The organism is Bradyrhizobium genomosp. I (2014), assembly GCF_000261685.1.
In the GTDB taxonomy this organism is placed as follows: domain Bacteria; phylum Pseudomonadota; class Alphaproteobacteria; order Rhizobiales; family Xanthobacteraceae; genus Bradyrhizobium.
In genome coordinates, this window is record NZ_AJQE01000037.1 from 1 (window position 1) to 26,471 (window position 26,471).

Here is a 26,471-nt window from a genome sequence, read left to right on the forward strand (position 1 = left end):
GGTTTGCCTTGACAAGCAGGTCCTGAATCTCGAGCGCCGCCAGCGCGGCATCGACAGCGTGCGTGCGGTTGATCTCGGGCAGGCCGCCAGCGCAGAGATAGGCATCGCCGATGGTCTTTATCTTCTCGAGCCGATGGCGCGCGATGATCTCGTCGAAACTGCTGTAGTACTCGTCGAGCTGGTGCACGACCTGCGCCGGCTCGATCGCTTCGACATGCCGGGTGAAATCGACGAAATCGACGAAGAGGATGCTGACTGATTGATAGAAGCGCGGCCGCACCTTCTCGTTGGCCCTGAGCTCCTCGGCGACCGCCGGGGGGAGGATGTTGAGCAGGAGCGCGTCTGATTTGCTCCGCTCAGCCTCCGCCATTGCGCGCGCCTTGTCGAGCTCGGCCAGCATCTCGTCGCGCTCGCGGAGTCTACGTCTGAGCTCGAGCTGAGCCACGGCCTGACGCGAGATCCGCCGCACTGCTTCTTGCTGCTCGAAGCTGAGCTCGCGCGGCTCGAAATCGATGACGCAGAGCGTTCCTAGCGCGTATCCCTCCTCGCTGATCAGCGGCATGCCGCAATAGAAGCGCAGCCCGAACTCGCCGGCGACCAGCGGCGAATCGCTGAACCTCGGATCCTTCGTGAGATCAGGCACATAGATGAGATCGTCATGGCAGATCGTCGCCTGGCAGATCGAGATCTCCTTGGGCACGTGCGTAAGGTCAGGCGGCAGGCCGCACTTGGCCTTGAGCCACTGTCGCTTGTCGTCGAGGAAGGTCAGCAGCCCGGCGCTGCAGCCGCAGATCTGCGCCGCGAGGTCCGCCAGTTCGTCATAGGCGATCTCCGGCGGCGTATCGAGAATGCGATAGGTTTCGAGAGCGTGCTGCCGCCCCAGCTCGTTGTCCGGCAGGTAGGTCTTCATGTCGTCCGCCACCGCTCGACAGAACCCGCCATGACCATATCTCCATGCCCAGTCAAGACGCCTGCATTAGAACATCGGCGGCGCATCATGGAAAGGTGCGACACGGCTGCGCAGTCAGCGAGACTGACGTGATTGCGGCCATGCTTTTCCCATCATATGCGTGCTTTCACCCGAACGTGCTTGCTGCCGGTTGCGTGCGTCTCAGCACTGTCGTGCGGGGCCCCTGGCGAAGGCAAGATCGGTGATCAACTGAAACGCGGCTCTAGGTCGGCCGGTGCGTCCTTGGCGCGCTGATTGGCAAAAGCAGACTCGCCACTCGCTATAAGGGGCCGCCGCTGGCAATTGCCGTTGCGGGCGGCAAATCACCCGATCTGCTTCTCGCCGTGCCGCTCCGACAGCGTGAAGATCTCGACGCCGGTCGCGGTGACGCCGACGGAGTGCTCGAATTGCGCCGACAGCGAGCGGTCGCGGGTCACGGCGGTCCAGCCGTCGGAGAGGATCTTCACATGCGGCTTGCCGAGATTGATCATCGGCTCGATGGTGAAGAACATGCCGGGCTTGAGTTGCACGCCCTCGCCGGGACGGCCGATATGGATGATGTTCGGCTCGTCGTGGAACATGCGCCCGAGGCCATGGCCGCAGAAATCGCGCACCACGCTCATGCCCTGCGGCTCGACGAAGCTCTGGATGGCGTGGCCGATGTCGCCGGTGGTGGCGCCGGGTTTCACGGCGGCGATGCCGCGCATCATCGCTTCATAGGTGACCTCGATCAGCCGCTCGGCCTTGCGGGCGATCGGACCGACCGCATACATCCGGCTGGAATCGCCGTACCAGCCGTCGACGATGAAGGTGACGTCGATGTTGACGATGTCCCCTTCCTTCAGCGGACGGTCGCCGGGCATGCCGTGGCAGACGACGTGATTGAGCGAGGTGCAGGTCGAATAGCGGTAGCCGCGATACATCAGCGTCGCCGGATAGGCGCCATGGCTGAAAGCGAAGTCGCGGACGAATTCGTCGACCTTCGAGGTCGGCACGCCCGGCCCGACGATATCGGTGAGCTCGTCGAGGCATTTCGCCACCAGAGCGCCCGCCTTGCGCATGCCGGCAAAGGCGCTCGGCCCATGCAGCTTGATCTGTCCGGTCTTGCGCAGGGAGGTATCGGAGGCTTCGACGTAGCTCATGCGTGTCAGGTCTTTCGGGGCCGATCTCAATACCGGCGGAAGGGCTTGATTTCAGGCCCTAATTTAATGATTGCCGGCCTTCATGCAAGCCGAGCGTGCGACCTTGGGTGGGAAAGCGGGCCTAATTCGGGACTTCTACGGTGGTTTCCACCGGCAGGGCGCCCCCGCGGATGCGGATTTCGCGGACGGGATAGGGAACCCGGATGCCCTCGCGCTTGAAGGCGTCCCACAGCGCCAGCATCACGTCGCTTTTGACCTTGTCCATGCCGTCGGGGTCGGCGATCCAGAAGGTCAGCGAGAACTTCATCCCGGCTTCCGCGAACTCGGTCAGGATGCAGGTCGGCGGCTTGCCCTTCTGCGCGCGCGGATGGGCGGCGGCGGTCTCGGCGGCGAGCGTGCAGACCAGGCGAGGGTCGGCGTCGTAATGGGTGCCGAAGGCGATCTTCACCAGCGTGTTCTTGTCGGTATAGGTCCAGTTGACGACCTTCTGCGTCACCAGGTCCTCGTTCGGCACCAGGAATTCGCGGCCGTCGCCGGCGGCGACGGAAATATACCGCGTCTTCATCGCGCTGATCCGCCCGGTATTGTCGCCGATGGTGACGAGGTCGCCGGGCTTCACCGACTTGTCGGCGAGCAGGATGATGCCCGAGATGAAATTGGCCACGATCTTCTGCAGGCCGATACCGATGCCGACGCCGACCGCGCCGGAGAACACCGCGAGCGCCGACAGGTCGATCCCGACGGCGCCGAGCGCAATGACGATTGCGATGGCGAGAAGTCCGATGCGGATGATCTTGACCAGCAGCACCTGCACCGACGGCGTCAGGTCCGTGGTTGCATTGATCCGGCTCTCGGCGAAATTGCTCGCGATGTTGGTGAGCCAGAGTGCGAGCAGCAGCAGTGCGCCGGCCTTGAGCGCCAGAAGCGGGGTCAGGCGCAGGCCGCCGAGCACGATCGCGTAGGAATCGAGCAGCTCGACCGTCGTGTCGAGCTGGCCGAGGATCGAGAGGGCGGCGAGAAACCAGGCCGTGATCGACACCAGCCTGACGATGAAGGCGTTGCGCAGCACCGAGGTCACGAGCCGGATGACGAGCCAGGCGAAGCCCAGCTTGGCTGCGACCATCAGGAGATAGCTGCGGCTCGGCCAGGTCGCGTGGTACATCACCACGCGCGAGATGATCACGAGCAGCGTGAACACCGCCGTCGAGGCGCTGGAGACCATCACCCGGACGAAATGCCGGAACGGCAGCGGCCAGCGCATCGCCAGCGAGGTCATGTCGACGCGGCTGCGCATCGCGGCCTCCGCGGCATAGGCGATGCCGGCCGCAGCCAGGATGAGACCGAATTGCAGGTAGAACCAGGGTGAGGAGACCTCCGCCCCGACGCTGCGCGCGGTGGTCTGCACGAACTCCATGAAGTCCTTGAGGTCCATGTCCATCGGTCTCGTCGGCAAGCGGGGAGGGAATTGATTCGAGGGAGCCGCAGATTCCCACAAAGGGCGCGACCGGACCATCGATACACCGCGAAGTGAAGTACGTTAAGGCCGTAAAATACGGGCAGATTGCCGCGAGATGCGAAAATGGGTTGGCGCGCGAGTCTGCCGACGATAAGGATGCCATTCCAGCTGTTTTGACCCGGAAGGTGGATGGCTTCCCTCGACTCCGTCAGCCTCGCCATATTGCTCGGCGCCGTCCTCGTCATGGCCGGTATCCTGTCGAGCCTGCTCGCGCTGCGCTTCGGCGCGCCGTTGCTGCTCGTCTTCCTTGCGATCGGCATGCTCGCCGGCGATTCCGGCCCGGGGCAGCTCCAGTTCGACGACGTCCGCACCACTTATCTGGTCGGCTCGGTGGCGCTCGCCTTGATCCTGTTCGACGGCGGCCTGCGGACGCGCTTTGCCAGCATCCGCACCGTGCTCGCGCCCTCCGTGGTGCTCGCGACCGTCGGCGTGCTGCTGACCGCGCTGATCACGGCGCCGTTCGCCAAATACGCGCTCGACCTCAACTGGGCGGAGTCGCTGCTGGTCGGTGCCGTGGTGGCCTCGACCGATGCGGCCGCCGTGTTTCTGCTGGTGCACACCCAGGGCCTGCGGCTGCGCCCGCGCGTCGGCGCGACGCTGGAGGCGGAATCCGGCACCAACGACCCGTTCGCGATCTTCCTCACGCTCATGCTCGTCGAGTACATCTCGGTCGGCTCGAGCTCGCCCGGCCATGTGCTGATGGAGTTCGTCATGGAGGCGGCGCTGGGCGCCATCGTCGGTGTCATCGGCGGGCGCCTCGTCGTGATCGCCCTCAATCAGGTGGCGCTGCCGCAGGGCCTGCATGCCCCGTTCGTGACCACAGGTGCGCTCGTGATCTTCGGCGGCTCGCAGATCATGCACGCCTCCGGCTTCCTCGCGGTCTATCTCGCCGGCATCATCATCGGCAACCGGCCGACCCGCGCGCATAATTCGGTGGTGACGTTCCTCGATGCCGCGACCTGGCTGGCGCAGATCGTGATGTTCGTGCTGCTCGGCCTTTTGGTCTCGCCGAGCCGGCTCGGCGCCAGCGTGCTGCCGGCGGTCGCCGTCGCGCTCGTGCTGATGCTGGTGGCGCGGCCGCTCGCGGTGTTCCTGTGCCTTTCGCCGTTCCGTTTCAACTGGCGCGAGAAGATCTTCATCGCCTGGACCGGCCTGCGCGGTGCGGTCGCGATCTTCCTGGCCTCGATCCCGATGCTGGTCGGGCTGTCGAAGGCCTACCTCTATTTCGACGTTGCCTTCGTCGTCGTCATCATCTCGCTGCTGCTGCAGGGCTGGACCCTGGCGCCGGCCGCGCGCAAGCTGCATGTGGCATTGCCGCGCGCCGAGCGCGGCCCGCGGCGCGTCGAGCTCGATCTGCCCGGTCAGCTCGAGCAGCAGCTCGTCGGCTACCCGGTGCGGCCCAAGAGCCTGTATTTCCGCCGCGGCCTGATCCCGTCCTGGTCCAAGCCGACGCTGGTGATCCGCAACGAGAACATCCTGACGCCGACGGAAGCCGACCCGATCGCGCCCGGCGACTACATCTACCTGCTGGCTCCGCCGGAAAAAGCCGAGTCGCTCGACCGCTTCTTCGTCGACATGCAGCCGAGCACGGCGCCCGATCCGCATCTGCTCGGCGACTTCATGGTCTCCGGCGAGCACACGCTCGCCGAGCTCGCCGAGATCTACGGCGTGAAGGTGAGCGACGACGAGGGCAAGCTCACGCTCGCCGACTATTTCGACGTCCATCTCGACCGCGCGCCGAAAGACGGCGCCGAGCTCGCGCTCGACGAGATCGTCCTGGTCGCGCGCTCGATCTCCGGTGGCCGCGTCAACGTCGTCGGCCTGCGTCTGCCGGAAGAAGACGAGACGCCAGCGCCGCTGACGCGCGCGCAGGAGCTGCGCAAGAAGCTCGCGGAGCTGTGGACCTCGGTGGCGGGGGTCTAAAGCGCGATGCGATGAATCGTCATCGCGCTGTAGGTTGCTGTTTGAACATGATCTTTTCGGAAAACAGCTACGCACTTTTCCGGATCATGCTTTAGGTTCTCTTCGCCATACCGGGGCGGGATAGCTCGAACCCGCAATGACGAGGATGGGGAACCGCCACCAAATCGCCGCAACCGCCGAAGATTTGCGCCGCTTCGTGAGCGCGAAACCCGGAACGCTCGGCGGCGCCGCTCGTTTTAAGCCGCGTAACAGCTTGGAATGACAGGAGTATACCAATGCGAAAGTTCATCCTTCCGATCGCGATGGCCCTTACGCTCGGCGCAGCGGCGCCCGCGATGGCCTATGACACCGGCGATCAGATCTCGATGCAGGTCGCGCTCGATGTGGCGAGCGATCTCGGCGTTGTGACGGTCTCGCACACGAACTTCCTTGGCGATGAATGGGAGATCGAGGGTCGCGACCGCGTGGGCCGGTGGATGGAGGTGGACGTCGATGCCCGTACGGGCGAGGTCCGCAATGTCGACCGCGGCTGGTAGCTGAAAGGAACACGGTGGCCCGGATGGAGCGCAGCGGCGAAATCCGGGCTGCCGCCGCCTCACGTCAGCACCTTGACCCCGCCGAAGGACGTCACGCGGCCCTGCTTCAGCATCACGATCTGCGTCGCGAGCTGGCGCAGCTCGGCGGCGTCGTGGCTGACATAGACCATCGGCACGTTGGCTTCATCCCGCAGCCGCACCAGATAGGGCAGGATCTCGAGCTTGCGGCCCTCGTCGAGCGCGCCGAGCGGCTCGTCGAGCAGCAGCAGGCGCGGCTTCGACAACAGCGCGCGTCCGAGCGCGACGCGCTGGCGCTCGCCGCCCGAGAGCTTCCCGGGGCGGCGATCGAGCAGCGCGCCGATGTCGAGCAGGTCGATGATGCGCTTGTGCTGAGAGGGATCGGGCGGCAGGCGGTTCATCCGCCGTCCATAGTCGAGATTCTGCGCGACGTTGAGATGCGGAAACAGCCGCGCGTCCTGGAACACATAGCCGATGCGGCGGCGCCAGGCCGGGACATGGATGCCGGCCGCGGTGTCGTCGACGGTTTCGCCGTCGATCACGATGGTGCCGCGGTCGGGCCGCAACAGCCCTGCGATCATGTTGACCAGTGACGTCTTGCCGGCGCCCGAGGCGCCGAACAGGCCGATGGCACGGCCTTCGCTGGCGAAGGATGCATGCAGCGAGAATTCGCCAAGCTGCTTTTCGATGTCGACGCGCAGCATGGTCAGTTTCCGTGCAGGCGCGCGGTGGCGCGGCGGGCGAACCACTCGGCGGCGATCAACGCGCCCAGCGCCAGCACGATCGAGACGATCACCAGCCGTCCCGCAGCGGCATCGCCGTCCGGCGTCTGGATCAGCGAATAGATCGCCGAGGAAATCGTCTGGGTCTCGCCGGGAATGTTGGAGACGAAAGTGATCGTCGCGCCGAACTCGCCGATCGCCTTGGCGAAGCCGAGCACCATGCCGGCGAGCACGCCGGGCAGCGCGAGCGGCAGCGTCACCGTGAAGAACACTTTCCAGGGGGCCGCGCCAAGCGTCTCGGCGGCTTGCTCGAGCCGGCGATCGATCGCCTCGATCGACAGCCGCATCGGGCGTACCAGCAGCGGAAACGACATCACGCCGCAGGCCAGCGCCGCGCCGGTCCAGCGGAATGAAAAGACGATGCCGAGATGGTCGGCAAGGAAGCCGCCGACGAGGCCGCGGCGGCCGAACGTCAGCAGGAGCAGATAGCCGGTGACGACAGGCGGCAGCACCAGAGGCAGGTGCACGACGGCGTCGAGCAGCGACTTGCCCCAGAAATCGCGCCGCGCGAGCAGCCACGCCAGCGCGATGCCGAATGGCGTCGCCACCAGCGTTGCGATGATGGCGACCCTGAGCGAGAGCAGGATCGCCGTCCATTCGGCGGGCGAGATCTCGAACATCAATTGCCGAATATCAGATCGTCGGGCTGACCAGGAACTTGAAGCCGTATTTTTCCAAGATGGTCTTGGCGGCCGAGGAGCGCAGGAAGGCGAGATAGTCGTTGGTCCCGGCCTTCGCATGCGTGGTCGCGGCGACCGGATAGATGATCGCGGGATGCGACCCCGCCGGGAAAGTGCCGACGACCTTGACGCCGGGCTCGACCTTGGCGTCGGTGGAATAGACGATGCCGAGCGCGGCCTCGCCGCGCGCCACCAGCGTCAGCGCCGCGCGCACGCTCTCGGCCATGGCGAATTTCGGCTCGGCCGCTTGCCAGGCCCCGAGCTTCTCCAGCGCCGCCTTGGCATATTTGCCAACGGGCACCGACTTGACGTCGCCGGTCGCGATCCTGCCGTCGCCGGCGAGTTTTGCGAGGTCGAAGCCTTGCGTGATGGCGACGTTGTCGATCTTGGAATCCTTCGGCGCGATCAGCACGATGCTGTTGCCGAGCAGGTTGACTCTGGAAGGCTCATCGATGGTCTTCCTGGAGATCGCGTAGTCCATCCAGTCGGTATCGGCCGAGACGAACACGTCGGCCGGCGCGCCCTGCTCGATCTGCCTGGCGAGCACCGAGCTTGCCGCATAGCTGACGCTGAACTTGACGCCGGTCCTGGCGGTGTAGGCGGCGTCGACCTCGTCGAGCGCGTTCTTCATCGACGCGGCGGCGAACACGGTGATGGTCTTGTCCTCGGCGGCTGCCGGCGAAAGGCTTGCGCCGGCGAGGATCACGAAGGCGGTGAAAAGTCCTGCAATGCGTAACATGGGAGCGCTCCGTGCGAGTTCGCGCGCGCAAGATGCACGCGCTGGACTGGCGTTGGTGGATAGGTCGCGACGGGTGGAAGCGCTGCTCCACGGAGCCCCGGCTGCGGCTTACGGCCGGCAGGGATATCGCAATTGCGAAGATAGCAGGGGCCGCGGCCTCAGGTCAAAGGGTGGCCGCTTGTTTGGCAAACCGCGTCATTGGACGGGGAGGACTGCGATCGCGACCGTATTCTCCCTGGCGCCGCTGATTTGGAGCACGAAAGGCTGCGCCGACAGCTCGTATTTCACGGTCTTGCGGATGCCGCTGCAATCGGTCGCACCGCTGAAGGCCGCGGGCTTGAGGACATGCCCATCCTGGACCACGTCGACCCAGGCGCCGATGGACAGGCTGATCGTGTAGAGCCCGGCCTTGGCGGACTTGACGCTGGTGAAGCCGGCAAAGGTGCCGTCCTTCGGCGCGCGCTCCGGCGGCGAGGGCAGCTTTGCCTCGCTTGGGACGACCAGCGCGAGGGTGATGGCCGAGGCCGGCAAGGCCGCCTGGTCGCTGCCCGATGCGAGCTTGGCAAGGTCGGGCGCGGTGAGCGCGGCGCGCTCGCGATCGATCGGCCATCTGAACTTGTCGCAGCCGCTGGGCTCTTCGGCCGCGAGGGCGGAGTTTGCGCTGAACGCGAGCGCAGCGAGCAAGGTGAGGGCGCGCATGCGAACTCCCATCATTGGCCACGCGAACGGCGCGAGGCTTGCGGTCAGGTTCGTTGGTGAACGGGATGCGCATCCCGGGATGCCGCAGGCTTACGGCGCGGCGGCGAAGGGGATCCTAGCGTATCATTACGACGCGAACCAACCAACTCGTCGTCATCCCGGACAAGCCGCAGCGAAGCTGCGCGCAGATCCGGGATCCACAGGGCGATGTTTGGCGAAGACCCGGAGCGGGAGCTTTGTCCCTCGCTCCTGCCTGTGGTTATGGGTGCCCGCGTTCGCGGGGACGACACCGAGCGGGGCGGTGACAGCGCGCCCTACGGCTTCGCATCACCCGCGTGCAGCACCGCCTTGCAGGCCGCCGGCATCTGCGCCAGCGTCATCGGCGGCTTCGGCTTTGGCGGCTCCGGCGGCGGCTTGGGATGCAGCACCGCGTCGGAGAACCAATAGGCGAGATCGGCGGGTTTGCAGCCTTCGTCCTCGGCCTGTGACGGCTGGCCCTGGCACTCGCGGGCGCCCGCCGGGCAACGCATGCGGATGTGGAAGTGGTAGTCGTGGCCCCACCACGGCCGGATCTTCGACAGCCATGCGCGATCGCCCTTGGCCTCGCGGCACAGCGCCTTCTTGATCGCGGCGTTGACGAAGATGCGCTGCACCGCCGGCTCGCGCGCCGCATCGCGCAGCACCAGCACATGGCCGGGTGTGAACACCCGGGGGTCGACGTCGAGCCGGTCCTGGCGCACCATCATCACCGCCGACATGTCCTCGCGCTCCTCGCGCGAGAGCCGGCGGTCCGGCATCGGCGTCAGCCAGATGTCGGCGTCGAGACCGATCTGGTGGCTGGCATGGCCTGACAGCGCCGGCCCGCCGCGCGGCTGGGCGATGTCGCCGACCAGGATGCCGGGCCACCCCGCGTCCCTGTGCGCCCTCGCCGCGAGCCGCTTGATCAGTGCGATCATGTCGGGGTGGCCGTAGCTGCGATTGCGCGACAGCCGCATCACCTGCCAATGGTCGCCGTTGACCGGAATCTGCTCAGCGCCGCCGATGCAGCCCTTGGTGTAGGAACCGATGACATGGGCCGGCCCCTTCGACGGCAGCAGCTTTCGCGCGAACAGTTCCTTGGCGGCGAGATTGGGGTCGTTCGGATTGGCGAGCGGCGGCAGCGGCTTCGGGTTGATGCTGCCTTTGTCCTGGGCCAGCGCGCCGCCGGCAGCCAGAAGAGCGAGCGAGAGCAGGAGGAGGGTGATGCGGCGGCGACTCATGCTGACGTCCTTATAGCCCAATGCTGCATCGGGGTTAACAAGGAGGCCGTGAGCCAGCCGCAGGCTCGCCGCACATGTGTGCACCCCAAATCGCCTCTGAAACGGCCGTTTCTTAACGGTGCAATAACCCTATCCTGCATTGACCAAAATTCGTGCGCGGAGGGAGGAAAACCTGCGGCTCGCATGCAATCGCGTGCGATTTCGGAACCGATTCAAGTGCGCGCGCAATTTTGCGCCAGATCGCTCATTGATTGCGGCGCCGCGCTCAGCCTGACCGCGATTGTCGCCGTTGGCCGCGCCGCGCAAAGAGGCAGCAAGCCCCGCCTCGCGCGGACCGCGCCCGGGCAAGATTACTTTTTTTTCAGACACTTGCCTCAAGACTTGCGGCCGCCGGGGGCGCGACTGGGAAGTGAAGTTGAGTTTGGGGTCTCGAAAAACGAAAAAGCGAAAGCAGAACGTGCTTGCCCGCGCCGGCAGGATGGCGCGCAAGCCGCGTTTCGCGTGCGCGCCGCGAGACCCTGTCGAGCGCGACGAGGTCCTGCGCAGCCGTGCCGAGGCGGAAGCCGCGATCGCGGAAGCGCGAAAATCCCATGAACGCCTGCGCCAGGCCATCGATATCCTGCCGCAAGGCATCGTGTTCCTCGATGCCGAAGGCCGTTACGTCCTCTGGAACAGGAAATACGCCGAGATCTACAGCAAGACCGCCGATCTGTTCGAGGAAGGCGCGCGCCTCGAAGACACGCTGCGCATCGGCGTCGCCCGCGGCGACTATCCCGAGGCCATCGGTCATGAGGACGAGTGGATCGCCGAACGTCTGCAAAAGCTCTATCAGCCCGGTGCGCGCCACGAGCAGAAGCTGTCGGACGGTCGCGTCATCCTGATCGACGAGCGCCTGACCGACGACGGCGGCGTCGTCGGCCTGCGCGTCGACATCACCGAATTGAAGCAGCGCGAGGCCTCGTTCCGCCTGCTGTTCGACGGCAATCCCGTGCCCATGATCGTCTGCGCGCTCGACGATGAGCGCATTCTCGGCGTCAACGATGCCGCGGTCGCCCATTACGGCTACAGCCGGGCCGAGTTCGAAAAGCTGAAGATCCGCGCCCTGCAGGCCTTCGACAGCGAGCCGCCCTGGACCGCCGATGCGACCGGCGAGGAACAGGCCGGCCGCACCTGGAAGCATGTCAAGGCGGACGGGACGCTGATCGACCTTGCGATCTACTCCCGCGAGCTGACCTATGCCGAGCGGCCGGCGGCGCTGCTCGCGCTGATGGACATCACCGAGCGCAAGCGCGCCGAGGCGCGGCTCGCCTTCATGGCCCAGCATGACGGGCTGACCGGCCTGCCGAACCGCACGCTGCTGCGCCAGCAGATCGACGAGATGCTCGTGCACACGCGTCGCAGCGCCGAGAAGGTCGCGGTGCTGATGCTGGGGCTCGACAATTTCAAGGCGGTCAACGACACGCTGGGACATGCGGTCGGCGACAAGCTCCTGCGCGGCGTCGCCAAGCGGTTGCGTTCGACCCTGCGCGAAGAGGACGCGCTGGCGCGGCTGAATTCCGACGAGTTCGCGATCGTGCAGAGCGGCCTGACGCGTCCCGAGGACGCGGTGATGCTCGCCAAGCGCCTGCTGGAGGCCATCGCCGATCCCTATCTGCTCGACGGCCATTCCGTGGTGATCGGCGCCTCGATCGGCATTGCGATGGCGCCCGGCGACGGTGATGATTCCGAGAAGCTGCTCAAGAGCGCCGACATGGCGCTGTCGCGCGCCAAGCTGGACGCGCGCGGCACCTTCGCCTTCTTCGAGGCCGCGCTGGATGCGAAAGCGCAGAGTCGCCGCAAGATCGAGGTCGAGCTGCGCGACGCCATCCAGAACGACGTGCTCCGTCCCTATTACCAGCCGCTGATCGATCTCCAGAGCGGCCGCATCACCGGCTTCGAGGCGCTGGTGCGCTGGCCGCATGCCGAGCGCGGCATGGTCTCGCCGGCCGAATTCATTCCCATCGCCGAGGACACTGGCCTGATCAATCCTCTCGGCGGGCAGATGCTGCGCCGGGCGTGCCTGGATGCCGCCGCCTGGCCCGATGACGTCCACGTCGCGGTCAACCTGTCGCCGCTGCAGTTCCGCAGCGGCAATCTGCTCTCGGTGGTGACGGACGCGCTGAAACATTCCGGCCTGCCGCCGCGCCGGCTCGAGCTCGAGATCACCGAGACGCTGCTGCTGGAGAAGAGCGCGCAGGTGCTGGCGACGCTGCACGCCCTGCGCGCGCTCGGGGTGCGCATCTCCATGGACGATTTCGGCACCGGCTATTCCAGCCTCAGCTATCTCAGAAGCTTCCCCTTCGACAAGATCAAGATCGACCAGTCCTTCGTGCGCGATTTAGGGGCCAATCGCGAGGCGCAGGCGATCATCCGTTCCATCGTCAGCCTCGGCAAGGGCCTGGGCGTCACCATCACCGCCGAAGGCGTCGAAACCGAAGCCGAACTCAGCTGCCTCCGCGCCGAAGGCTGTCACGAAGGCCAGGGCTTTCTGTTCAGCAAGGCCCGGCCGAATGCGGAGATCGTCAGCCTCTTGCAGGCGCAGCGCGGCATCGATGGCGACGAGGACGCGGCGTTGGTGGCGTGAGCGGCTACTGACCTGAGGGACGCACCGCTCTCTCCATCAAGCTCTCCCGCTTGCTTGCGGGAGAGGGAGCGCACCATCGTTGCGGCGGCCATTCAGCGTCCCTCTGCCAAAATCGCCTTCCCCACATCCTCGTAATGCGTATCCCGCGCCTGGATCTGCTGGGCGATCGCATGCATGTCGCGGAGGCGTCGCTCGAACGGCTGGCTGCGGAACACGGCCGTGGCGCCTGCCATGTGATAGGCGGTATCCACCACCTTTGCCGATTGATGGATGGTCCAGGTTGCCGCTAGCCGGACCGCACTGCGATGCGCCGCGCTGAACTCGCCGGTCGCAGCCAGATCGCGCCACATCGCATCCGCCGTCGCGTAGAGATAGGCGCGGGCGGCGCGCAAATTGCCCTCGGTGCGGCCGATCAGCCCCTGGACGGCCTGGTTGTCCCGCATGGCGCCGGCCGCAAGCGACTGATGCTTTCCACGCGCCAGCGCGACAGCGGCATCCAGCGTGGCGCGCGCGACGCCCAGCGACACTGCGGCAAAGCCGAGGCTGAAGGTCGAGCCGGTGCCGATCCTGTAGAGCGCGCCTTTCTCGCGCAGCGCCGACGGCACGTCGCGAAACGCCGTGAATCGCTCGGGGACGAAGAGGTCGTTCACCTCATAGGAATCCGTGCCGGTGCCCGCGAGCCCGATCGCCTGCCAGACGTCGTGCAAGGTCGCGCTCGCAACCGGAAACAGGATCGTGCGCACCTCCGGCGATCCGTCGGCATTCTTGCGCGGCACGCCGTCAGCCCCGACGATGCGGACATGCGCCCCGAGCCAGCTCGCCTGCCGCGAGCCCGAGGCAAAGTCCCAGCGCGCGGTGACGCGATAGCCGCCCTCGACCGCGCGCGCCTCATGCGCTACCGCGCCCCAGGCGAGGATGCCGGGCGGGGTGTTGAATATTTCCCGCGCGGCATCGTGGTCGAGCCAGGCCGCGATCATCGCGCAGACGCCGCACTGGCCGATGCACCAGGCGGCGGACGCATCCGCCTTGGCGATTTCCTCCAGCATCTGCATGAAGGCTTCGATGGGGGCCTCGGCGCCGCCGAGGCTTTGCGGCAGCAGCGCGCGGTAGAGCCCGTTCTGGATCAGCGCAGCCACGACGTCGGGCGTCAGCCGCCGCGTCCGCTCGATCTCGTCGGCCTCGCGCGCAATCAGTGGCGCGATCGCTCGCGCCCGCTCGACCAGACCGAATCCGGGAAGCTCGGACATCCGCGTTGTCTCGCTCCTTCTGCCGTGAGCGGTGGAGGCGCGATGTTGATCCATTTGGCTGATGGGATCAAGGCGATGGCGTCGGCCGGAATGAACGTGTCATGGCCTGCCGCGGCGGTTCGGTTGACATGGGTCAAGTCGAAGTCTCCGGGCGATCCCCACAATCGCGGCGAACGCGAAACCTCGGGAGAAACACGATGCGACATCGGATACTTGCGGCGACCCTGCCGCTCACGCTCCTCGGCACCTCCGCCCTCGCGCAATCGCCTGCCGACCACCAGGCCCATCACCCGGATCAGAAGGACGCTCCTGCGGCCAGTCCGGCCACGCCGTCGGAGGCGCCGCGCAGCACCGCGCCATCTCCGGGCAGGATGGGCGGCGGCATGATGAACATGATGGGCGGCAACATGCCGATGTCCGACATGATGCGGATGATGGGCATGATGCGTCAGTCCGGCGGTGACTGCATGAGCGGAATGGAGACCATCGATCGCGTGGAGGGCCGGATTGCCTTTCTGCGGACCGAGCTCAAGATCACGGACGCTCAGGCACACGCCTGGAACGCGTTCGCCGACGCGTTGCGCGCGAATGCCAAAGCTCTCGGGGAGCTCCGCGGGTCGATGGCCAGCTCCGGATCCGAGACCTTGCTGGATCGTGTGAGCTGGCAGGAAAAATGGCTATCCGCCTGGCTGGAGGCCACCCGTGCAATGAAATCGGCGCTGACCGACCTCGTCGGCGCCCTCTCCGACGATCAGAAAAAGACCGCCGACGAGTTGCTCGCGCCCAACATGGGCATGATGCCGATGATGCAGGGTGGCCGGATGGGCGCCATGCCGATGCAAGGCAGGTAAGGACTCTGTCGGAAACTTGATGTGAATCAACCATGATGACGGCCGCGCCGCTAGGCTCTTAATAGCCGCAGGAGCGTGCCATGACGGTGCAAGACCATTCCGGGTTTCGAGAGCGCCCGCAGGAGGGCATGTCCACCAGGGCCAAGGCGGGCTTGGTCTTGATGGGATTCCTGGTCATCGCCGGCGCGCTGCTGTTCACCGAACACCGGGCCCACGTGCTCGGACTTCTGGTCTGGCTGCCCCTCCTCGCCTGTCCGCTGATGCACGTCTTCATGCATGGCGGACATGGCCACAATCACGGCGGCAGCAAGTCGAACGATCAAAGGAGCATGTGATGCACGACGCTGCGCCGGCCTATGGTCTCTGGAGCCTCGTCATCGTCAATTCGGCGGTCTTCATCCTGTTCGCCTACAGCTTCTTCAAGCCGCAGACCTCGCGTGACTGGCGCTCCTTCGGCGCGTTCAGTGCGTTCCTGGTGGCGCTGTTCGTCGAGATGTACGGCTTTCCGCTCACCATTTACTTCCTGTCGGGCTGGCTGCAGTCGCGCTATCCGGATGTCGACTGGTTCTCGCATGATGCCGGCCACCTGCTCGAGATGGTGTTTGGCTGGAAGACCAATCCGCACGCTGGTCCGTTCCACGTCCTGAGCTTCATCTTCATCGGTGCAGGGTTCCTTCTGATCGCTGCCGCCTGGAGGGTGCTGTACGACGCGCAGCAGACCCGTAGCCTCGCGACCACCGGGCCTTACAGCTACGTCCGGCATCCGCAATATGTCGGCTTCGTCCTGGTGATGTTCGGCTTCCTGCTGCAATGGCCGACCATCCTCACACTGGCGATGTTTCCCGTCTTGACCGTCATGTATGTGAAGCTCGCGAGAGACGAGGAGCGGGACGCCATGGCGGAGTTCGGCGAGGCCTATGCGAAATATGCTGCGGAAGTCCCGGGTTTCATACCGCGCCTGAGCCGAATTCTCCGGCCGGGCTCGACCGGCACGACCTATCGTCACGGCTGATCCTGGCGATCAGCTCACCGAGCTGGCCAGTGAAGCACTTGGGAGGCGCACCAATCAGGAAAGGCAGGGCGCAGGAGTGAAATGGACCGCGACCAGACCGCCAGCCTTGATGAAGCGCGATCTTCGGATCGATCTCTTCCGGGGCCTTTCCCTGTGGTGGATCTATATCGATCACATCCCGGAAAGCTATCTGAACAGGTTCACGCCCAAGAACTTCGGCTTCAGCGATGCGGCAGAGATTCTCGTATTCTTGTCGGGCCTTGCGTCCGGCATCGTCTACGGCAACCTCTTGCGTCGGTCCGGCTTTGCGGTCGCAAGCTTACGCATGCTGCGGCGTTCGTTCGAAATCTACATCGCGCAAATCTTGACTGTCGTCCTGCTGCTGGCGGAAGTGTCCTACATCGCTGCATGGCAGCCCGGCATGTTGGATCACGCCAACCTGGCCATCCTGCTGCAACAGCCCGCTGACACACTGCTTCAGGTGGTGTTGTTGCGCTATTCTCCGGTCAATCTGGACCCTCTCCTGTTGATGGTCATCCTCCACTTCGCTCTCGTCCTCATCCTGCCGTTGACGATAGGCGCCTGGCCGCTGGCCCTGACCGGATCCGTGGCCCTCTATGTTCTCGCCCATCTGTTTGACTGGTACATCCCGGCCTATCCAAGGGGACAGCTCTATTTCAATCCGCTGAACTGGCAATTGCTGTTCGTGATCGGCATCTGGTGGGGGGCAAACCGCGGCGATTGGCAACTTGTCATTCTCAAGTCCCGGGCTCTTGCTGTCCTGGCGGCGGGCTACGTGCTGTTCTCGTTCGTGATCACCTTGGGCTGGCAGATCCACGCGATCGAAGACTATGTGCCGGGATGGCTGTCGCGGCTGATCTACCCGGTCGACAAGACCAATCTCGACATCTTGCGATTGTTGCATTTTGCCGCGCTCGCCCTCCTCTGCTGGCGCCTTCTTCCAAGCAATGCCAATATCCTGAAAGCCAGAGCGCTGTGGCCGCTGATACGATGCGGCGAATATTCGCTGGCGATCTATTGCGTCAGTGTCTTGCTGTCCTTTGCAGCTCATGCGCTGCTCAGCCTGGGCTGGAACAGCCTGGCATCGCAGACGCTGCTTACTCTGGTGGGCCTGGGCCTGATGAGCGCCATGGCGATATTGATCGCCGCAATCGATCGCGGCGTGCATCCTGATCTCCGGCCGTTGTGACTTGAACACGAATACGCAGGCACTTCGATGGGCGAGCCTGTCTTCACCGCCAAGGCGCTGACCAAGACCTACGTCTCGGGCGAGGTGATGGTGCATGCCCTCAGAAATGTCGATCTGGAGATCGCCGAGAAGGAAGTGGTTGTGCTGCTTGGCCCCTCCGGCAGCGGCAAGACGACGTTGCTCAACATCATGGGCGGTCTCGACCGGCCGACCAGCGGCAGGCTGTACTTCCGCGATCTCGACCTGACGGACCTTCAGGACCGTGAGCTGACGAAGTATCGCCGCGACCATGTCGGCTTCGTCTTCCAGTTCTACAATCTGGTGCCGAGCCTCACCGCGTATGAAAACGTCGCGCTGGTCACCGAGGTCGCCAGAAGCCCGATGCGGCCCGCCGAGGCGCTCGCGCTGGTCGGGCTGGAAGAGCGGATGCATCATTTCCCCGCCCAGCTCTCCGGCGGCGAGCAGCAGCGCGTCGCCATCGCCCGCGCGATCGCAAAGCGCCCGGCGGTGCTGCTCTGCGACGAGCCGACCGGGGCGCTGGACTCGAAGACCGGCATTCGCGTCATCGAGGCGCTGCTCGGCGTCAACCGGCAGCTCGGAACAACGACGCTCATCATCACCCACAACGCCAGCATCCAGGAGGTCGCTGACAGGGTGCTGTTCTTCGCCGACGGCCGGATCTCCCGGATTCAGATCAACGAGACCCGGCGGGAAGCCGCCGCGCTCACCTGGTGACGGCCATGAGGGCGCTCGACATCAAGCTGTTTCGCGACGTCAGGCGGCTCTGGGCGCAGGTCCTTGCCGTCGCCCTGGTCGTCGGCGGCGGGGTTGCGACACTGGTGCTTGCGGTCGGCTCGCATCGATCGCTGGAGGAGACCCGGATTGCATATTACGAGCGCTACGGCTTTGCCGACGTGTTCGCGCAGGCCAAGCGCGCCCCCAAGGCGCTGGCCGGCAGGATCGGCGAAATCCCCGGCGTCGCCGCCGTCGACACCCGCATCGCCAAGCCGGCGCTGCTCGATATTCCCGGTTTCTCGGAGCCCGCCAGCGGCCAGTTCGTCTCGCTGCCCGACTACGGCGAGCCGCATCTCAATCGGCTCCATGTGCGGTCTGGGCGCCTTCCGGAGCCCGGGCGTTCCGAGGAAGTCGTCGTCAACGAGTCGTTCGCCCGGGCTCACGGCTTCTCGGAAGGAGCGCGGTTCTCGGCCATCCTGAACGGCAGGAAGCACGAGCTCGTCATTGTCGGCACGGCGCTGTCACCCGAGTTCGTCTACACCATCGGTCCGGGCGACCTGATGCCGGATGATCGCCGTTACGCCATCGTCTGGATGTCGGAGAAGGCGCTCGCCGGTGTCTACGATCTCGATGGCGCCTTCTCGGCGGTATCGGTCAAGCTGCAGCCCGGCGCGTCGGAGCGCGAGGTGATCGCGCGGCTCGACACCTTGCTCGATCCGTATGGCGGTCAGGCGGCTCATGGGCGGAAGGATCAGACCTCGCACGCCTGGCTCGATCATGAACTCGACATGCTCAACAACATGAGCCGCACGTTGCCGCCGATCTTTCTACTGGTGGCCGCGTTCCTGGTCAATCTCACCTTGACCCGGATGGTCGCGCTGGAGCGCGAACAGATCGGCCTATTCAAGGCGCTGGGCTATTCCGATGGTAGCGTCATGCTGCACTATCTGAAGTTCGTGGCCCTGATCGTCGCGATCGGAATCGTCCTGGGCGGCGTTGCCGGCACCTGGCTCGGATTGCGCGTCACGGCACTGTTCGGCGACTTCTTCCACTTCCCGTTCCTGGTGTTCGCGAAGGCCCCGGACCTGTACGTCGCCGCGGGCGCGCTCAGCGCGGCCGCCGCCGCCATCGGCGCGCTGCGGGCGCTGCGCGAGGTCGTGAAGCTGCCGCCGGCCGTCGCCATGCAGCCGCCGGCCCCGCCGGTCTATCGGCGCCTGCTGCCGGCAAGCATCCAGCTTGATCGAATCGTGTCGCAGCCGACGCTCATGATGATGCGCAACATCGCGCGGCACCCCGTCCGCGCCGCATTCACGGTGCTCGGCATGGCGCTGGCCACGGCGATCCTGATCGTCTCGCTGTTCACCCGCGACTCGATGGAGCACCTGATCGACGTCACCTACTTCATGGCCGACCGGCAGGACGCGACCATCGGTTTCGCCGAGAAGCGGATCGCGAACGTGGTGGAGCAGGTGCGTCGGCTTCCGGGCGTTCTCGCCGCAGAGCCGTTCCGCGAGGTGCCGGTTCGCATTCGCCACGGCAACGTCGAACGGCGGATCGCCATCAGCGGCCGGCCCACTGACGCCGATCTCAGGCGCATCATCGACGCCGACCTCCGGCCGGTCGCGCTTCCCGAAACGGGCCTCGCGATCTCCAGCATGCTCGCCGATATCCTCGGCGTCGGCCCCGGCGACGCCGTCGAGCTCGATCTCCTGGAGGGCGCCCGGCGCACCGTGACGATGCCGGTCGTGGCCACTGTCGAGGACTATTTCGGCATCAGGGGAATGATGGACATCGAGGCGCTGCGCAAGCTGATGCGCGAGGCGCCGGTCGTGAACAGCGTGAACCTCAGCCTCGACGGCAACCGGGCGGAGGATTTCTACGCGGCGGTGAAGTCGATGCCGACGGTCGGCGGCGTGGCGCTGCAGCGCGTCTCGCTGGCGAACTTCCGCAAGACGGTCGCATTGCTCGTCACCACGATGGCGAGCATCTACACCGGGCTCGCCGCCGTGATCGCGTTCGGCGTGGTCTACAACAATGCCCGCATCTCGCTGTCCGAACGGGCGCGGGAGCTGGCCAGCTTGCGCGTGATCGGTTTCACGCGCGGCGAGGTGCTGCGCATCCTCCTGCTTGAACTGGCCATCCTCACCGCGATCGCCCAGCCGCCGGGCTGGCTGATGGGCTATGGTCTTGCATGGGTGATGAAGACGAATCTGGCCGGCGAATTGATGCGCGTCCGCCTCGTCGTCGAGCATTCGACCTATGTCATCGCGACCTCCGTCGTGGCGCTGGCGGCCATCGCCTCCGCCGCGGTCATCCGTGAGCGCATCGACAAGCTGGACCTGGTCGCGGTCCTCAAGACGCGAGACTAGCCATGCCCGCCAATTGGACCAAACGTATCGTCGGTGTCGCGCTTCTGGCCGCGATCGCAGGAGGGCTGGCCTGGTTCGCCTGGCCGCGACCCGTTCTGGTCGATCTCGCGACCGTGGCGAAGCGGCCGATCGAAATCACGGCGGATGACGACGGCAAGACTCGCGTGCGCCATGTCTACACCGTCTCGGCGCCCATCGCAGGGAAGGTTCTCAGGATCTCGCATCCGCTCGGCGAGCGGGGACCCTCGCTTCACGTCGGCGACGAGGTTGCCGCCAACCAGACTGTCGTCGCACTGATGCAGCCGACGCTGCCGGGCTTCATCGATGTGCGCTCGCGCGACCAGCTTCGGGCCGAGGTGCTGGCCGCCGATGCTGCCATTCAGCAGCAGGAAGCCGAGGTGAAGCGGATCGAAGCCGCGCTGGATTTTTCCAGGACCGAATTCCAGCGGGCGCAGACCTTGCTGCGGACCCAGTCCATTTCGGCCCAAGCCTTCGACAGGGCGAAATTCGACGTCGCCACCAACGAGGCCGCCTTGGCGAGCGCCAAAGCCCAGGTCGACATGCGTCGCGCGGTGCGCACAAGTCTTGCGGCGCGGTTGATGGATCCGGCCAACGCCGCGCCGTCGGCGGAGCCGATGTGTTGCATCCGTGTGCTGGCACCGGCGAGCGGACGGGTGCTGAAGATCATCCAGGACAGCGAGACGACGGTCCTGCCCGGGACGCCGCTGGTCGATATCGGCAACCCGCTCGATCTCGAGGTCGTCGCCGACCTGCTCTCGACCGACGCCGTCCAGGTCAATGTCGGCGCGCCGGTGCGGATCGATGGCTGGGGCGGACCGTCCATCAGGGGAAAGGTGGTCCGTGTTGATCCCGCCGGCTTCCTCAAGGTCTCAGCACTCGGCATCGAGGAGCAGCGCGTCCGGGTTACCATCGATTTCAGCGACCCGCCTGAGACATGGGCCTCGCTCGGACACGACTACCGCGTCATCGTCCACGTGACGACGTGGAGCGCCGCTGACGCCCTGACCGTGCCGGTGAGCGCCTTGTTCCGGAAAGGTGATCAGTGGGCCGTATTCACCGACGACAACGGCCGCGCCAAGACGGCTCTCGTCCAGATCGGCCATCTCAACAACCGGGTGGCCGAAGTTCTCTCAGGACTCGTCGCCGGCGACCGCGTCGTGCTGCACCCGAGCGACCGGATCGCCGATGGGGTCAGGATCGCGCAAAGGGGCACGGAATAGAGGCCCGTGACGGAACGCCACCCGCATGGCGCGATTCCACCGTCAGGCCGCGATGCGGCCGAGATCGAGCGATGGCCCGCACGTGTCATGGATCGCAGTCACGTGGACTCAGGATGTGTTTTGCGCCGCAGTTTCGTTGCCTCCGCGTGTCCGTTCCATTTGCCCCGTCCACCCGAGGGCCGAGATCAGACTCATGTAGGCTTGAAAGTCCGCGCCGGTCATATTCAAGGAGCGGCTGCACTGTTGGAAGGCTTCCTCATATTGACGGAGGTGCAGGTGTGCGACGCAGAGGAGCCGCGCTGTGATGGTCTCGCGCAGGACGGCCAGATTTGCGAGGTCGCCGTCGAACCGATCTGACCAGATGTCACGGGTGGTCTGAAGGTCGGTGAGAGATACGTTGACCCGCACCCGGTCTCCGTTGCGTCTCACCGCGCCCTGCACGGCCCAGCGGATGCCGAGATTCGTCCCGAGCTGCTGCAAATCGATCGGCTTCTTCCTGTAGGTGAAGGCAGTATCGCGTCCGACAACCATGGTGGCGGCCGTTCGCGCGAGATCGGTCGTCAAATCTGTCGAGATAACGTCGGCAAAGGAGTCCTGCGCCGGATCGTCGTTGAGGCTGGCGAAGGGCAACACGACGAGAGAGAGACGAGGTGCGATCTCGGGCCTGACTGTCGGTTGTCCTTGGATGTTTTGAGCTTCCCGTTTTGCATCAGTGCGGACCGCGTTCCAGACATTCCAGTATCCGGCAGCGCCGCCGGCGATTGCGCCGATGGCGGCGATCGACGCCAGCACTCTGCCGACGAGCTTCAGACGACCCCTGAGGTCCTCCAGCCGGCGAGCGGATCGCTGCCCGCCGACAGCGCTGGCAGAGGTCACCAGAGCCGTGGCCGCTGCAGCGGTTGCTGGTCGCCGATCCTCATCGTGCACGGCGCCCACGAAACGAAAGCCCTTTCGTGGAAATGTCTTGATAAGACGTTGTTGCTGGCCGGAGTCGCCGATCGCGCGTCGGACGGCGTTCAGCCGGGTCGTCAACGCGGCATCGGATACGATCCGGCCGTTCCAGATCGCGTTGACGAGATCGTCCTTGCTGACGACGCGATCCCGGCTGCGGATCAGATGTTCGAGCAGATCGAGAACCTGGGGTGTCGTCGGCACGACATCGGGTCCGCGTCGCAATTCGCGCCGCTCGGTATCCAACGCACAGTCCTCGAAGAAATAGCGCATGGCACCATTTCCAGGCCTGCCCTCCATCCTCCGAGGGCGCGGGAGCAGTTGTCCGCGGACAATAGGCCTTCGGCGGGGAAAATGTAAGCCGCGAAGCAGTCCGCCCCGTCAGGGGGCGCAGCGTCGCGCCTGTCTGGAAGGCCCGCTTCGCGGAGAGCCTCCTCGAAGATCGCGAAGTCATCTGCGCGGCGAAACGGCGCCAGATTCCTCAGATTGGCACGAAGATCTGGATTGCATTCAAGCGCTTGCAGGACGGATCGTTGCGCTCGCGCACGCCTCCCCGCGATTTATCAAGTAGTCGAGAATGTCGAAGACCTGTGGCGCAACGGGAACAGCATCAATCTCGCGATGCAGCTCGCGCCGATCCGTGTCGAGCAGGTATTCATCGAAGGAATGGCGCAAGTTGCCACTCCTGTAGCCAACACGCCGTTGGATGAAGCCGCCCGTGCACCTGGTGGGACGTAAAGTAAGCCGCTGGTCAGGAAAATGTAAGCCGCCCGTCAAGCGTGTCCGGCGACATCCTGGCATCCTGCCATCGGTAGAGGTATCGCCAAGGGATATCGCCGATGAGTGCCATCCACGGCGTTGCACCGGTGCGACGGACTGCCACACCTGCGCAACAGGCAGCCACCCTTTTCCTGCGGCTCTGGAGTGCATGGCAGGAACGCCGCAGACGGCGGAAGGCGCGAGCCGCTCTCTGTGCCCTCAGCGATCGGGAGCTGATGGATATCGGCGCGACGCGCGCAGAGATTGACTACATTGCCTTGCAGCAAGCCAGCGCAAGGCCCCATTGTTCGACACACCGGCGCATTGGCAATGCGCTTGCGATCTTGTTGCTCTTCCACCTGCTTGGCCTGATTTCCGCAAATCGCGCCGAGGCTCAATGCACTGCGCAAGATGTCCTGCGAAGACATCTGGCGGTCAAATCAGTTCCGCCAGCTCCTGGATCGGCCATTCCGGTTGGCCACGCTGCAGATGTTTCAGTGTGGAAGACGATCCTGACCGGTACGTTCACGGATACTTTCGCTCTTCGCAACGCGATGAGTGAAATGGGGTGCGGCGTCGGAAACGCGGCGGCTGAGATACTGGCCCGACCGGCCTTTACTCTGAGCAGCAGGAAGGCGGCAGTCATGCTTGTTACCGTGTCGGTTGCCGAGCTCGGCTTCCGGGGCGAGACATCGTCGCTGCGGGAGATCTATGCGCGCGCGCAAGAGCTCGGCTTCGTTCTGGCGCCGCCCGAAATCGCGCCCCAGCTGAGACTTCAATATTTGGACCAGCCGATCGGTGAGTTTCTCATCATTGGGATGGAGCCTATCGAGACGTGGGCGGGTGAAGCGGTCGTCCTGACGGTAGCCAATGGCGGAGCAGGCCTCGTCCTGATCGGCCAGGATGGCCGTGAGGACGCGCAGATATCTGCGATGTCCCGTTTTGTGTTCGTGCGACCCGATATATCCGAGCCTGCGGATGCTGCCGCGATAGTCAGGTTCGAAAGGGAGAACCCGCGCGGAAGCGTCGGGCTTGGTCAGGGAGACAGGCGATGATCACGCGTCGTGACGTGCTGTCGACCGCCGCTGCCGCGCTCACCGCCACGCATCTTGTGCCGCGCGCGCTCGCACAGCCGCTCTCAAAGACCGTACACATCGTGACGGGCTTCTCGCCTGGGCTACAGGACGCCATGGCGCGGCTCGTGGCCGGACAGATGAGCGGCTATGCGGAAGCCATCGTGGTTGAGACCCGGCCGGGCGCAGGCGGTCGCATCGCGGTGGAGGCTGTTAAGGGCGCCGACGCGGATGGATCGGCCCTGCTGTTCGCACCGCTCGGGTTCATGATATTCTTTCCGCACGTCTACAAGAACCTGAGATACCATCCGCGGGATTTCACGCCGGTGTCGGCCGTCGCCTCGTCGCCGACATTGCTGACGGTCGGACCGAAGGTGCCGGCCGACGTCGAGACGCTGGCGGATTTCGTTGCTTAGTGCCGCGCCAATCCGAAGCTCGCCACCTTTGGCACGCCGGGCGCCGGAACCACGCTGCATTTTCTCGGCACGATGCTGGGCCGCAGCGGGGGCTTCGACTTTCTTCACGTGCCCTATCAGGGTGGCGGTGCGATTCAGGATCTGGTCAAGGGCGTGATTGCTGCGACCGTCATGCCGATCGGCAGCTCGCTCGGGCTCGTCCAGTCCGGTGATCTCCGCGCGCTGGCGACCACCGGGCCGCGCCGCTGCCCGCTCGTTCCGGTGGTACCGACGGTCCAGGAAGCCGGATATCCGTCGCTCGAGGACCTCACATGGTTTGCGTTTTTCGTTCCGGCCAAGACACCGGCGCCGATCGTCGATAAGCTCAACGCCGCGATCCAGGCGGCCTTGCGCACCGAAGAAGTCAAGGCCGGCATGGCAAAGCTGGCCGTCGAGCCCGACGCGATCGCCATGGAAGACTTCGCCAGGCTGATCGCATCCGAATCCGACCGGTGGAAGGCGATCGTCGAGGCAACGGGGTTCGTCCCGACCGACTGAAGCGGCATTTGACAGGAGGCAACACATGAGCCAGCGGGCGTCCGTGCATGATCTCGTGCAGTCGCATCGCATCACCGCGGTGATCTATGCGGCGGCGAAGCTCAATCTCGCCGAGGCGATCGGCAATGAGGTGAAATCGGTGTCCGAACTCGCCCGGCTGGTGTCCGTCGATGCAAGTGCGCTGCGCAGGTTGCTCGTGGGCCTGACGACACTTGGCCTGTGCAGGCAGGTGGACCGGGACCGGTTTGCCATGACCGATCTCGGGCGGCAGCTCGACGAGGCCGCCGATCCGTCATTCAAGGACTGGGTTCTCTTTGAGGGCGAAATGCTGGCGCAGTCCTGGAGCGGACTGGTCGACTCGATTCGCTCCGGGAAGAGCGCGGGCGAGTTGCGCGGCGACGGCGACGATCGCTATGCCGCGACAAGCAATGCGCCGGAATGGAACCGCCGGTTCAACGCCGCGATGGCCAACCTCACCCTGTCCATTGTTCCAAGGATCGTTGCAGCCCACGACTTCGCGGTCGCGCGCGTTGTCATGGACCTCGGTGCCGGCACCGGCGAATTGATCGGCGGTGTACTCATGCACAACCCACATCTCGAGGGCATCGCCTTCGACCTTGCGCGCTGCGAGGCTGGAGCGCATGCGCATTTTGACCGGCTTGGCATCGCCGATCGCTGCCGTTTCGTCGCCGGAAGTTTCTTTGAAAGGGTTCCGGGCGGCGCGGACACGATCCTGATGAAGAGCATCCTGCACAATTGGAAGGACGATCGTTGCGAGGTCATTCTGCGCAACTGCCGGGATGCGCTGCCGGCAAGTGGAACGTTGATTGTGATCGAGCGGATCATGCCGGAGCTTGCCACGACCGAGGCCCAGGACCGCTCCTGCGCCATGAGCGACCTCAACATGCTGAGGGGGCCCGGCGGTTGCGAGCGGACGGAAGCCGAGTATCTCAGGCTGGCCATCCCGGCCGGCTTTGCCTTCGTCGGCACGAGTGGTATCGGCTCGTTCAGCTTGCTCCAATTCATAAAGGTTGGACACTGACTGCGCCAACTACCGAGCCTCAATGTGCCGCGTCGCGTTCTCCGGCCCTGCCGGTCACATACGTTGCGATCCTGGCATCATCCCCCTGTCTTGCCCGACGGGTCAAACGGAATTCCGATAATCGAAAAAGTTCAATCCCAACAAGCCCCCGTCTACTGTGCA

The 26,471-nt window shown here is 65.1% G+C and carries 23 protein-coding genes and 2 pseudogenes; 13 read left to right on the forward strand and 12 right to left on the reverse strand.

The window, feature by feature from the left end:
• The 3 genes from IC50_RS38310 to IC50_RS03700 form a co-directional block, all read right to left on the reverse strand.
• Positions 1 to 910: adenylate/guanylate cyclase domain-containing protein (locus IC50_RS38310; protein WP_157460814.1), on the reverse strand; the 910-nt coding region annotated here is incomplete at its 3' end.
• A gap of 362 nt (positions 911 to 1,272) precedes the next feature.
• Positions 1,273 to 2,091 (reverse strand): type I methionyl aminopeptidase, encoded by an 819-nt coding sequence (gene map / locus IC50_RS03695; RefSeq protein ID WP_035700561.1) that lies wholly within the window; start codon positions 2,089 to 2,091, stop codon positions 1,273 to 1,275.
• A gap of 121 nt (positions 2,092 to 2,212) precedes the next feature.
• Positions 2,213 to 3,529 (reverse strand): mechanosensitive ion channel family protein, encoded by a 1,317-nt coding sequence (locus tag IC50_RS03700; RefSeq protein WP_035700563.1) that lies wholly within the window; start codon positions 3,527 to 3,529, stop codon positions 2,213 to 2,215.
• A gap of 207 nt (positions 3,530 to 3,736) precedes the next feature.
• On the opposite strand from IC50_RS03700, the gene IC50_RS03705 reads away from it, so the two are divergent.
• Together IC50_RS03705 and IC50_RS03710 are read left to right on the forward strand one after the other, a co-directional pair.
• Entirely contained in the window at positions 3,737 to 5,530 is a 1,794-nt protein-coding gene (locus IC50_RS03705) for a potassium/proton antiporter (protein WP_035700565.1), read from the forward strand.
• Between the two features lie 275 nt (positions 5,531 to 5,805).
• Complete coding sequence (locus tag IC50_RS03710; protein WP_035700568.1) at positions 5,806 to 6,066, forward strand: PepSY domain-containing protein; 261 nt, start codon at positions 5,806 to 5,808, stop codon at positions 6,064 to 6,066.
• Between the two features lie 59 nt (positions 6,067 to 6,125).
• Here IC50_RS03710 and modC read toward each other — a convergent pair whose 3' ends face one another.
• From modC to mepA, 5 genes are all read right to left on the reverse strand, one after another.
• Positions 6,126 to 6,788 (reverse strand): molybdenum ABC transporter ATP-binding protein, encoded by a 663-nt coding sequence (gene modC / locus IC50_RS03715; RefSeq protein ID WP_035700571.1) that lies wholly within the window; start codon positions 6,786 to 6,788, stop codon positions 6,126 to 6,128.
• 2 nt (positions 6,789 to 6,790) lie between these two features.
• Positions 6,791 to 7,486 (reverse strand): molybdate ABC transporter permease subunit, encoded by a 696-nt coding sequence (gene modB / locus IC50_RS03720; protein ID WP_035700574.1) that lies wholly within the window; start codon positions 7,484 to 7,486, stop codon positions 6,791 to 6,793.
• 13 nt (positions 7,487 to 7,499) lie between these two features.
• Complete coding sequence (modA, locus tag IC50_RS03725) at positions 7,500 to 8,285, reverse strand: molybdate ABC transporter substrate-binding protein (protein ID WP_035700577.1); 786 nt, start codon at positions 8,283 to 8,285, stop codon at positions 7,500 to 7,502.
• A gap of 195 nt (positions 8,286 to 8,480) precedes the next feature.
• Positions 8,481 to 8,984 (reverse strand): hypothetical protein, encoded by a 504-nt coding sequence (locus IC50_RS03730; RefSeq protein WP_035700580.1) that lies wholly within the window; start codon positions 8,982 to 8,984, stop codon positions 8,481 to 8,483.
• A gap of 314 nt (positions 8,985 to 9,298) precedes the next feature.
• Positions 9,299 to 10,243, reverse strand: coding sequence for a penicillin-insensitive murein endopeptidase (mepA, locus tag IC50_RS03735; protein ID WP_035700582.1), 945 nt, complete (start codon positions 10,241 to 10,243; stop codon positions 9,299 to 9,301).
• Between the two features lie 478 nt (positions 10,244 to 10,721).
• Here mepA and IC50_RS03740 point away from each other — a divergent pair, with 478 nt between their 5' ends.
• The gene (locus IC50_RS03740) at positions 10,722 to 12,866 is read left to right on the forward strand and encodes a putative bifunctional diguanylate cyclase/phosphodiesterase (protein WP_440588132.1); all 2,145 of its coding nucleotides are present in this window, start codon (positions 10,722 to 10,724) and stop codon (positions 12,864 to 12,866) included.
• Positions 12,867 to 12,958: 92 nt separating this feature from the next.
• Here IC50_RS03740 and IC50_RS03745 read toward each other — a convergent pair whose 3' ends face one another.
• Entirely contained in the window at positions 12,959 to 14,113 is a 1,155-nt protein-coding gene (locus IC50_RS03745) for an acyl-CoA dehydrogenase family protein (RefSeq protein WP_035700587.1), read from the reverse strand.
• A 295-nt stretch (positions 14,114 to 14,408) separates the two neighbouring features.
• Entirely contained in the window at positions 14,409 to 14,555 is a 147-nt protein-coding gene (locus tag IC50_RS42905; protein ID WP_244429516.1) for a hypothetical protein, read from the reverse strand.
• On the opposite strand from IC50_RS42905, the gene IC50_RS42910 reads away from it, so the two are divergent.
• The 7 genes from IC50_RS42910 (at position 14,554) to IC50_RS03780 (ending at position 21,531) form a co-directional block, all read left to right on the forward strand.
• Positions 14,554 to 14,964: a Spy/CpxP family protein refolding chaperone gene (locus tag IC50_RS42910; protein ID WP_244429517.1), complete on the forward strand. Its 411-nt coding sequence runs from the start codon at positions 14,554 to 14,556 to the stop codon at positions 14,962 to 14,964. The two genes, IC50_RS42905 and IC50_RS42910, sit on opposite strands and share 2 nt — an antisense overlap.
• A gap of 80 nt (positions 14,965 to 15,044) precedes the next feature.
• The gene (locus IC50_RS03755; RefSeq protein WP_035700593.1) at positions 15,045 to 15,299 is read left to right on the forward strand and encodes a DUF2933 domain-containing protein; all 255 of its coding nucleotides are present in this window, start codon (positions 15,045 to 15,047) and stop codon (positions 15,297 to 15,299) included.
• A complete protein-coding gene (locus IC50_RS03760) occupies positions 15,299 to 15,976 on the forward strand; it encodes a methyltransferase family protein (RefSeq protein ID WP_035700596.1) in 678 nt (225 codons plus the stop codon). Before IC50_RS03755 ends, IC50_RS03760 begins: the two co-directional genes overlap by 1 nt.
• A 109-nt stretch (positions 15,977 to 16,085) precedes the next feature.
• The gene (locus IC50_RS03765) at positions 16,086 to 17,186 is read left to right on the forward strand and encodes an OpgC domain-containing protein (protein WP_050990872.1); all 1,101 of its coding nucleotides are present in this window, start codon (positions 16,086 to 16,088) and stop codon (positions 17,184 to 17,186) included.
• A 27-nt stretch (positions 17,187 to 17,213) separates the two neighbouring features.
• On the forward strand, positions 17,214 to 17,921 hold the full coding sequence (locus IC50_RS03770) for an ABC transporter ATP-binding protein (RefSeq protein WP_035700598.1): 708 nt from the start codon (positions 17,214 to 17,216) through the stop codon (positions 17,919 to 17,921).
• A gap of 5 nt (positions 17,922 to 17,926) precedes the next feature.
• Positions 17,927 to 20,290 (forward strand): ABC transporter permease, encoded by a 2,364-nt coding sequence (locus IC50_RS03775; protein WP_035700600.1) that lies wholly within the window; start codon positions 17,927 to 17,929, stop codon positions 20,288 to 20,290.
• 2 nt (positions 20,291 to 20,292) lie between these two features.
• On the forward strand, positions 20,293 to 21,531 hold the full coding sequence (locus IC50_RS03780) for an efflux RND transporter periplasmic adaptor subunit (RefSeq protein WP_035700603.1): 1,239 nt from the start codon (positions 20,293 to 20,295) through the stop codon (positions 21,529 to 21,531).
• Positions 21,532 to 21,930: 399 nt separating this feature from the next.
• On the opposite strand, the pseudogene IC50_RS43990 reads toward IC50_RS03780, so the two are convergent.
• Both IC50_RS43990 and IC50_RS41035 read right to left on the reverse strand, forming a co-directional pair.
• Positions 21,931 to 22,755 (reverse strand): annotated as a pseudogene (locus tag IC50_RS43990) (winged helix-turn-helix domain-containing protein); the annotation flags it as partial.
• Between the two features lie 237 nt (positions 22,756 to 22,992).
• Positions 22,993 to 23,157: a hypothetical protein gene (locus IC50_RS41035; protein ID WP_157460817.1), complete on the reverse strand. Its 165-nt coding sequence runs from the start codon at positions 23,155 to 23,157 to the stop codon at positions 22,993 to 22,995.
• Between the two features lie 164 nt (positions 23,158 to 23,321).
• Here IC50_RS41035 and IC50_RS03790 point away from each other — a divergent pair, with 164 nt between their 5' ends.
• The 3 genes and pseudogenes from IC50_RS03790 (at position 23,322) to IC50_RS03800 (ending at position 26,309) form a co-directional block, all read left to right on the forward strand.
• Positions 23,322 to 24,296 (forward strand): DUF1127 domain-containing protein, encoded by a 975-nt coding sequence (locus tag IC50_RS03790; protein ID WP_063826443.1) that lies wholly within the window; start codon positions 23,322 to 23,324, stop codon positions 24,294 to 24,296.
• A 134-nt stretch (positions 24,297 to 24,430) separates the two neighbouring features.
• A pseudogene (locus IC50_RS03795) lies at positions 24,431 to 25,267 on the forward strand (Bug family tripartite tricarboxylate transporter substrate binding protein).
• Between the two features lie 25 nt (positions 25,268 to 25,292).
• Positions 25,293 to 26,309 (forward strand): methyltransferase, encoded by a 1,017-nt coding sequence (locus IC50_RS03800; protein ID WP_035700609.1) that lies wholly within the window; start codon positions 25,293 to 25,295, stop codon positions 26,307 to 26,309.
• Positions 26,310 to 26,471 lie beyond the last annotated feature (162 nt).